Consider the following 9,500-nt stretch of genomic DNA (forward strand, 5'->3'; position numbering starts at 1 on the left):
TGCTTCTGAAGCTCTTGCTTTTCCTCTGACGTTAGATAGTTTCTGACTCCCATGGCTTATTCCAGAATTTTAATGTATTATACGCAGTTTAGATGACTAACAGCTTATCCCCCGGTGGGTGGCGTCCCCCGCCTCCCGTTCCCAAGCCATAATCGGGTAATCCTGAAACTGATCAAACCAGCAGCCCACTAAGGCATTTCCGGCCTTAATTTTGTGATCCAAAAAGCCAAAGGCCAGCGACCGATCCATCGTCTCCACCCACAGCGCCAGCCGCCCCAACTCCACCGCCAGCGGGTTAATATCCACCCCATAAATACAGCGTTCAACGATATACCGCTTCAACCGTGGCTTAGAAAACTCCTCCACCTTCTCCGCTGCCAGCGGCAAATCCTTCACACAGTCCACAAACCAGGCTGGCCGCGCATCCTCAGGAATCCCAATCCGAATCCGATCCCCATCTTCAATCAGCCAACCATGGGCAAACAAACTTTCCCACAGCGCATTGGTGAGATACCGCAACGCCGCAATCAAAAACGAGGCCGAACCACAGGCGGGGTCGCAGATGCGGAGGGAGAGGATTTCGGCGGGAGATTTGGGTTTGGGGGAGTCGGGAGTCGGGAGTCGGGAGTCGGGATCTTGGTATGGGCCGATTCCCGTTATGGCTTCTGTTGTAGGGTGCGGATTAGAGAACGTAGCATTTTCCCGGCTGTCTCGCACTGAGTCATGATCGGCGCGATGGTCTGAGGGGTTGCCAGGTGTACCCGCTCCGAGATGATCAGATGGGTTTCCAGTTCCTTGAGGGATCCCTGGGCGATTTTGAGGAATTGAATGTACTCGCCCCGGTTCTCCCGACCGTAGCCCTCCGCGATATTCGCGGGTATCGACACGGCTGCCCTGCGAATCTGAGACGTCATCCCATAAATTTCCTCCTTCGGAAACGCCTTGGTCATTCGGTAGCACATCTCCACCAGCGTGATTCCCTCGTTCCAAACCCGCAGTTCTCGATAATTCTGAGCCATCCTCCACCCCCGACTCCCGACTCCCGACTCCCGACTCCCGCACCTCATACACCAACGGCTCTAACGTTCGCTGCACCGTCGGCACCGCTAGCTGAGGTCTCGTATAAAACGTACCCGACCCCTTCCGGGTGCCACCCCAGCGCACCAAAAACCATTCCCCCGGCAAAACGAGACGGGCAATTAGGCGATGGGCCATCTGGCTCACCTGCTGCTCATAGTCCGCCAAGGCGTCGGCTTTTTTACTGCGCGGCTTCTTGACCAAACCACCCGCCTTTACCGCTCGGATAGCCCAAGTGTGGGCGCGATCTCGTAAGTGCTGGACTTGATCGGGAGTCGGGAGTGGTGAGTCGTCAGTCGGGTCGGAGTTGTCTAGAGAATCCTCCTCTTCTAACTCCCCACCCTCGACGCCCCAGGGCGAGGCAACCTCACCCCTACCCTCTTCCCCAGTCTCCTCTTCCCCCGACTCCCGACTCCCGACTCCCGACTCCCCCTCTTCTTCTCCCTCTTCCCCCGACTCCCGCTCCTTCAGCTTCTCCACCAACGACTCCAACGCCCTGTCATCCATCCCCTCCAGCCGCGTCAGGGGTAAGGCAGGCTGATCGCCCAGGTTGAGGAAAACCATGGGGTCATCATCGTCGGCGCGGCGCAGTTCAAAATCCAACAGTCCCTCATAGAGAATGCCGATGTATTCCGACGACAAATCCGAAAAATCGACCGGAGTCGGCACCCAGGTACTCCGTCGCCCCTGGCGTACCTTCACCTGGCTGCGACACAGCAACTCCAACATCTGGGCCACCACCGCATCCGATGGCCCCTGGGTCGGATTTTCTAGGGCCGCGAGGGCACGCAGAACCGGATCGGCAGCGGTGGTCAATCCCGGCGCAAACAACCCACCCCCATAGCGCGGCACCGGAATCGCCTCATGGGCCGATCCCTCATACACCAACCGAAACAACGCCAACAGACGCGGCCAAGCACTATAGCCATTCCGCAACCGCTCCGAGGCACGGCCCCCCGCCATACGGTCTAGCTGCTCCCGCAACCCCTGAATACCGTAGGAATTGTGGTAAATCGGATTCTCACGGGGCAGCAGATCACGGGCCTCGGCAAACAAAATCACCACACAGCGCATGATGATGCGGCTGGCGGCGATGTAGATGTCGCGATTTGTCACCCTCACCCCCGCCTCTCCCATCGAGGGAGAGGAGCTTTCTTGCTCCCCTTCTCCCCTGGTGGGAGAAGGGGTTGGGGGATGAGGGGGAGTCACCGCATTCAACGCCGCCGAAGAGGCCCGAATCAACACCTCCACCGCCTTCCGTACCCGTTCCCCCAGCACGTCCGACAGCTCTGCCTGTCCTTGGCGGGAGGACTGAATGGCGGCGAGTAATGGGCTAGGCCGTCCGGCTTGGGGAGGACGGACAGAAGCTTCCCCCAGCAGCAACCGCAGGGCCGTGACCTGGGAGCCAGGGCGTCCTTCCTCGAACCATAGGGCAATATCCCACTCGCACCAGGCATCGTAGTCGGCCCCGGCATGGATCAGCCGCCATTGGTAGCCATTGGTGAGTAGGGCGATGGGTTGATCGGCTTTGCGGAGCCACTCAATCACCCGCGAAACGGCCCGCTTGCCCCGGCCAATCCCCAGCCGCGTCACCTGGCCCCCTCGCTCTTGGCCATCGGCCACAAACACGGGCAGCACCGCCCCCCGGTCATCCTGCCAAACGCGGCGGGGCTTGATGGTTTCGCGGGTAATGGCCTGCTGTGCCCAGTCGCGCTCTACAGATGAGCCCTTTTGCCAAAAGTCCTTGGCGAGGCCCAGCACCTCCTCCAGCACCGTGTCCAGCAGGGCACCGATTTGGCCGTGGTTGCCATTGCTTAGCCCCTGCACATCGCGCCGCAGGTTGTCTTCGGCATAGCGCGACAGCGGCCTTAGCTGGCTGGGCACAAAGTATTCCTCTAGCTTGGCCGGGGCAATTAACAGGCCACCGTGCTTGAGGGAGATCCACCAGTCGGTGTGGGTTGTGGGGGTTTGGAGGGAGGTGGGCATGGGGAGTGGGGAGTCGGGAGTCGGGAGTCGGGAGTCGGGAGTCGGGAGTCGGGTAGGGGCGAGGACACCTCGCCCTGGGGAATCGGGTAGGGGTGGGGTTTTCCCGCCCTGGGGGGTTAGGCGGGAACAGGCTTTTTGGGGGTTTGGACGAGGCTGACTAAAATTCCCATAATGTCTTCGATGCGGTCGATGTAATAGTCTTGAAGGTCGATGTAGGCGGTGTCGTTTTTAAGGCTTAAAAATTTCCATTGGTTGCCCGTGGTCACGGCTCCGTAAATTGGGTCGATGGCTTGGTCTTCTCGTTCGTTGAATAACCGAGCCGCCACCATGGCCGCTAGGCATTGCCCAAGCCCTCCTTTGATGTTTTCGTTTTTGGCCTCAAACACAATAAAAACAGGGGCACTAATGTAGAGTTGCTGGCGAGACAGACTAATAATGAAATCACAGAATCCAGTCAATTCCTGGGCGGCATCAACATTGAACTCAACCCCAGAGAAAAGACTCATTTGGTCATTCAAAAGGCGCTTTAGTTCTACTAGAATCGGTGCAATAATCATCTCGGAACGGGCTTTTTCTGTGTTAATTGCTAAAGCCAACGGAACGCTATAGCGCAAATATCCCGTAAACGCCTCCGCCAACACGACCGACTGAATGCGCTCTGAAAACAAATCCTGATTACTTTCAATCGTCAGCCCAAACCGCTTTCTAACCGTCTCTAACGTAAAATCCCGATACGACATATCGCCCCCTTTCCATGCACTTCTAAAAGTCTAATCAATCCCCCTAGCCCCAGAGGGCGAGGGCACCTCGCCCCTACCCCACTCCCCACTCCCTACTCCCTACTCCCCACTCCCTACTCCCTCCCCACCCGAATCTCCACCGCCACCGGAAACACCTGCGCCCGCCCCCGCAGGGTATGGCGCTTGGGCAAAATTTGGTTGAGGACACGATCACGCTCTTTCTGTAGCTGATCCATCAGGTCTTGATAGTGCTTGCGGCGGCGATGCAATTCGTCGTCCAGGTTACGCAGTTGTTCTTCCTGAGCGCGACGGTTTTCCTGCAAAATCGAAAGCTGCTGCATGTCTTCTAGCAGTGTGTCGCGCTCTTTCTCTAGCTTTTGCAGGGTGGTTTCTTTCATCGCCCGCTCCACTTCTTTGAGCCGATGTTTGAATCGCTGGGTTTCTTCCTCAAGGGCGACCTGCTCCCGTTGGGAGAGTTGTTCTTTTACCTGGCAAGTGAGATCGGCCATGAGTTGTTGAAGTACGGCTTGCACGTCGGGTTTGATATCATCCCAAAGGTCAACAGCTTGCTCGATGGCTGGGTCTGTGGGGCTGGGGGTGATGGTCTGGGCCGTATCCAACCCGGCGGCAAGGTGGGGAAGGGCGGCCCCCAGTTCACCGTTGTGGATGGGGTAGCGCAGGGTGCGTACCCAGTGGTGGAAGGGTTCGCGCAGGTCATTCACCGCTAGTTCTTCCACCGTTAGCAACAGCAGGGCATCGGCCCCAGCGGGCACTGGGCCATAGCGCACCGTCCAGCGGCTGCTCTGGGCAGCGTCCCCCATGCCCCCCGGAAACCGAGCGCGGGCATACATTCCCAACGCCTGGTGAAAGAGGGGATGGCCGAGGTGCATCAGTACCGTGTCCTTGGCGGGGCGATATACCGGGCGGTGGTTCTTGACTTGGATGAAGTGCTGCGGGTCAAACACAATGGCCGGGATTGGCCCCTGGTGGCCGTGGGTGTGGCTCAGCCGAAGGTGATCATCCACCGCCGCATCCCACTTGGGGGGAATGGGCATCTTCAGGCGCAGTCTGCCCTGGTCGTCGGGGGCTTCAAACCGGGGCAGGCCCACGCCGATGCCGAGGGCCATTTCTAGGGTTTGGGCCAGGGTGGCAGGGGTGAGGTCTAGCTCTTGTTCGAGGGTGCGGAGGGCGGCGGCGGCGGCTTGTCCGGCGGCGATGTCTTCCGAGCTAGGCAGGCGAGATCGGCCCTGGCGATAGGTCACGGCATCGTCTAGGCCACGCAGCACGCGGTCGGTATCCTCCATCTCCACAAATCGACGCTGAAAGGCGGCATCAAACACCTCGCCCATCGAGCCGAGTTCTTCTCGAATCGTGTTGACCTTCTCCACCACCCGGGCCAAAAACTTCAGGTCGGCATCGTCTTCGCTGGTGAAGTGCAGCACAAACACATCCTGGGCCTGCCCGTGGCGATCTAGGCGGCCATTGCGCTGATCCAAGCGGGATGGGTTCCAGGGAATGTCGTAGTGCAAGACGATGTGGGCCGTTTCTTGCAGGTTTAGCCCCTCGGAGGCGGCATCGGTGGCCAGCAGCACCCGCACCGGGTCGTTGGGGTCGTTAAAGGCTTGCTTGATCTCGTCCCGCTGGCGGTCATCCATGCCGCCATAGAGTTCGCGCACGATGTCGGGCTGGTCGGCATAGGTCGCCAACAATCGCCGCCTCAGATAGTCGAGGGTGGTTTTATATTCCGTGAAGACCACAATCCGGTTCGATTCTTGCCAGCGGGTACCCACCCGCAAATACTTTTCGATGGTGTCCAGCAGCTTGTCCCAACGAGCATCGAGGGTTGGGTCGGGGATGTCCTCGTCATCCTGAGGCACAAGATTGAGCGCGGCCAGCGCCCCATCCACCGCCGCAATTTCCGCCTGAAGGTGGGGAATCAAGGGCTGAAACCAGGCTCCGGTGGTTTTGGCGGCGTGGTACAAGCGCCCTTCCACCTCTTGGTCGTCGTCTAAATCCTCCTGCGTTGCCCGCCGCGCCGCCTGCACCGCGCCCACCTCGGCCCCTTCGGCTTGGCGATTGCCCTCCCGAAACCGAAACCAGGACTTGGCAAAGGTGTAGGGGCAAGATAGCAGCCGCTTGTTCAGCACCTCTACCGCGAACCCTCCCGCTAGCTGATCGGTTTTACTGGATGCCGCAATTAAACTCTTGACCGCACTGCGGAAGGCTTCAAAGGCCTCCGATAGCTGCCGCTCTTGGCGCTGAAAATAGAGCGGGACAGGATCCGTCAACCGCCGACAAAACCGGGGGGTGTGGCCCGCTTGCTCGTCCAGGGCATTAATCTCTTTTTTGAGCCGCCGAATCACCACCTCTTGAATACGCTGCTGCATATCGGGCATGAAGTCCGTGGTTTGGGTGAAGCGCACCGGGTCAAGCTGCTCTAACAGACCGGAAAAACACCGGGTATGGCCATTGTGGGGCGTGGCGCTGAGAAACAGCTTGTGCTCGAACCAGGGCGCGATGGCCCGCAGCATCTTCGATAGATCGCTATCTTCCCCAAAATTCGAGGGCATCAGGTTGTGGCATTCGTCCACAATCAGCAAATCCCACGGTAGCTGGGCCGATCCCTCCGGCTGCTGACAGGCGGCGCGAAACTGCTCCAGCACATCCGGCTGCCGCAGGTAGTGGTAAGACGTGACAATGCGCGGAAAGGTGCGCCAGGGGTTAGCATCCAGCCCCAGCCGCTTTTGCAGGGCATGGGTTTCGGCCCGGTCAATCACGTCAAAGGAGAGGGAAAACTTGGCCTTCATTTCCTGCTGCCACTGTTTCCGCAGTGCCGCCGGACAGAGAATCAGCACCCGCCGAATTCGCCGTCGCAGCAACAGCTCCGTCAAAATCAGCCCCGCCTCTACCGTTTTGCCCAAGCCCACATCGTCCGCCAGCAGCAATGAAATGCGTGGCATCCGCAGCGCCTTCAGCAGCGGTACCAACTGAAAATCCTCCACCTGCACCGCCCCAAAGAACGGCGACGCTATCGGGGGCTGGGCCTGACTATCCGTGCGATCAAAGCTCAGGAATGGAGACAACGCCGTCCACCGAGTGGCCCGCAGCAGGGCATCATACTCCACCGGGGGCATCGGGTCTGAGGTCTCAATGGGGGGTAGGGCCGTGGGTTCTAGAAGGGTCTTGTGAACTTCTCGCTCCCAGATCAAACTGTCTTCCGATGGGCCATCGGAGTCCACGTACTCTAGCCGCACCAGGTGAACCAGCCCCTCAGAGCCAGCCCCAAAGGGCTCCACAGAGGCAATCAGTGCCCGACGATTGCGTAGGGTGGCCAACATCCCCACCTGGGGCACCGTAGCGGTATTGAGTTTTTCAGGAATGGCCATGAACAAGACTTCTGTTTCAGAGGAGGACGTGACCCAGTACGCTGCCACCCAGCCGCATCGCCGATTCAGCCACGGAGATACCGCTCTTCATTGATTTACGGTGACAACAACCCAGGGGAACGACCCAATCCTATCGCCGAGGACGACTGTCAACTCAGCCGTCGCTCAGGCGAGAAAGATTTACTCCCTCCAGAGTACCCAACGGAACGGCGAAATACCCATTACAAAACTAAATATTTGGATCTCTGAAGGTGTTGCCAGCCGTAGGTTTTAGGCGGCTACCACCGGGATAATCGGCTTTTTTCCCGTGGTGTAAAAGTACGCCTCACAGGCACTCGACTTTCCGGTTCTCGATTCCCCATCGTTGCTGATGACCTTACCCGCCTCCCTGAGTCGCTTGCTGATAGCCTTGGCTTCCTCATAGGAAAGCTGCTCTGTTTCCAGCCCTTGGGCAAAGGCGCGGGTGAGAAAAACCTCGCGGTTATCCTCCTGGCGATAGACCCAAACCGTGGTGATGTCGCTGGGGTTAAACCGTAACGACACCGTCTCCCCGGCATAGCCCGCCAGATACTCACCCCGAAACATCAGGTTTTCAAATTGCAGGTAGCCTCCGCGCTGCACGGTGCGACGGCTGGCTTTCATCAGGCAAATGTCGAGATGCCGCTCCTCCAGCAGGTCTGGGGGCGCAATCAATCCCGCTTCCCAGCGCTGAAACCGAGTTTGGTCGCCCATCCGCGCATCAATCGACTGGTTGTAGTTGTCGCAGAGAAACCGCACCACCAACTGCTCTAGCTCCCGTAGGGTCAAACTCGCCTCCTTATCCGCCTCCTCTGGCCGCTGCTGAACGTTCGATCCGGTGTAGCCGGGGAGGGTCGAAAAGAGCTGATCATTGAGGGTGCGAAAGACCCGCTCGACAATGCCCCCTTCGGGCGGGCGATCCCGGAGATGGCAGCTAAAGCCCAAATCCGCCCCAATGCGCTGGATATGGTTAGACCGAAAGTCGCGCCCCCCATCGGTAAAAAAGTGAACGGGCTTACCATAGGTGCCCCACTCACAATGGAGCTTGTACTCCGGGCCGTACGGCTTAGGCAACATGGCGTGCCGCAACGCCAACGCCACCACCTGCGAACTCGGGGCATCAAACCCCACATTCACCCCCATCACACAGCGGGAATAGCTATCAATCACCACCGTCAGCCAAGGCCGTCCCACAGGGTTGCCGTGCTGATCCACCAACAGCACATCGGCAGGGGTATGGTCGCACTGCCACACTTGGTTGCTATGCTCAATCCACAAGTCCTCACCATCCCGCGTTTTAACCGACAGCGTCGAGCCTCGCCAGCCAGGACTGCGAATGCTTTTGGCCTTCTCCTTACGCTCCATGATAGGCTTCAGCACCCGCAGCACCGTTTTGTAGCTCGGCGGTTTATCCTCCCCCATCTCACGCGCCTTCGCCTGCACCCTAACGGCCACCTGCTTGGGTGTCATCCGCCGACTGCCCTTGTTACCAGCCTCGTAGGTCTTGAGAATAAAGTCTTGCCAGAACTCAGAAATTCGGTACTTACCCTGGTCAGATCTGCCGGAGGTCATGAAGGCGGAAACCCCCTCTGCCTCCCAGCGCTTCACCAACCGCTGCACCGTGCGGATAGAACACCCCAGCTTGTCGGCGGCATCTCGCAGCTTTTCGCCGTAGGTTGCCCGGTCACAGGGTTCCAATAACGACTGAATCACCTCCAACTTCTGCTGAGCCGCTTCATCTAATTCCTCAACAATGGTGTTTCCCTGCTCTGAATAAGAAGTAGAAGTAGAAGCAAAACTCGGAGGTAAGCCACCGACTTCTATGGGCGCTTCCTGATTCTCCGAGGACACATCCAACGTCATCTCGATCCTCCTTTCAACCCAATGACGACCAAAGTCCTTACCATCACTCAATCTGAGCAACGAAGCGAGAGAGTGGTTCTCATGTATTATACAGCGTCATCCAGAAAACGACACTGATTCTGTCACTTACTGATCTTGGGCCTCAAGAGGAAAACGACAAATAGATTGTCACTTTGCCGGATGACGACAGCTTATTTGTCCCTTTTTCACCGACTCGGATCAGGGCTAAAATGACTATCAGAATGATTGAAATCACTGCAAATCAAGGGTTTCGGGCGAACGACAGTAATTTGTCCCGACGACAGGTAGTGTGTCACTGTACACCCGTGGTGTGGCGCGTGCTCAAACACCGTAGCGCCTCAGTCGCCTATGAGGCCTATCGGGAGATGCTCCATCAAGCGGCGGAGCGATTGCCGTCGGGGGTGAAGGT

The 9,500-nt window shown here is 58.3% G+C and carries 5 protein-coding genes; 1 reads left to right on the forward strand and 4 read right to left on the reverse strand.

The annotated features are described in order from the left end of the window. Window positions 1-656: 656 nt before the first annotated feature. The 4 genes from H6G62_RS24650 to H6G62_RS24665 form a co-directional block, all read right to left on the reverse strand. Window positions 657-1,067, reverse strand: a complete 411-nt coding sequence (locus H6G62_RS24650; RefSeq protein WP_347239422.1) for a four helix bundle protein — start codon at window positions 1,065-1,067, stop codon at window positions 657-659. A 2,112-nt stretch (window positions 1,068-3,179) separates the two neighbouring features. Next, a complete protein-coding gene (locus H6G62_RS24655; protein WP_190500157.1) occupies window positions 3,180-3,803 on the reverse strand; it encodes a hypothetical protein in 624 nt (207 codons plus the stop codon). 113 nt (window positions 3,804-3,916) lie between these two features. After that, complete coding sequence (drmD, locus tag H6G62_RS24660) at window positions 3,917-7,189, reverse strand: DISARM system SNF2-like helicase DrmD (RefSeq protein ID WP_199325220.1); 3,273 nt, start codon at window positions 7,187-7,189, stop codon at window positions 3,917-3,919. A gap of 270 nt (window positions 7,190-7,459) precedes the next feature. Continuing rightward, window positions 7,460-9,070: a Mu transposase C-terminal domain-containing protein gene (locus tag H6G62_RS24665; RefSeq protein ID WP_199325221.1), complete on the reverse strand. Its 1,611-nt coding sequence runs from the start codon at window positions 9,068-9,070 to the stop codon at window positions 7,460-7,462. A 230-nt stretch (window positions 9,071-9,300) separates the two neighbouring features. On the opposite strand from H6G62_RS24665, the gene H6G62_RS27540 reads away from it, so the two are divergent. Next, window positions 9,301-9,500: hypothetical protein (locus tag H6G62_RS27540; protein ID WP_206755658.1), on the forward strand; the 200-nt coding region annotated here is incomplete at its 3' end.

This window comes from Phormidium sp. FACHB-1136, assembly GCF_014697375.1.
Classification (GTDB): domain Bacteria; phylum Cyanobacteriota; class Cyanobacteriia; order Phormidesmidales; family Phormidesmidaceae; genus Nodosilinea.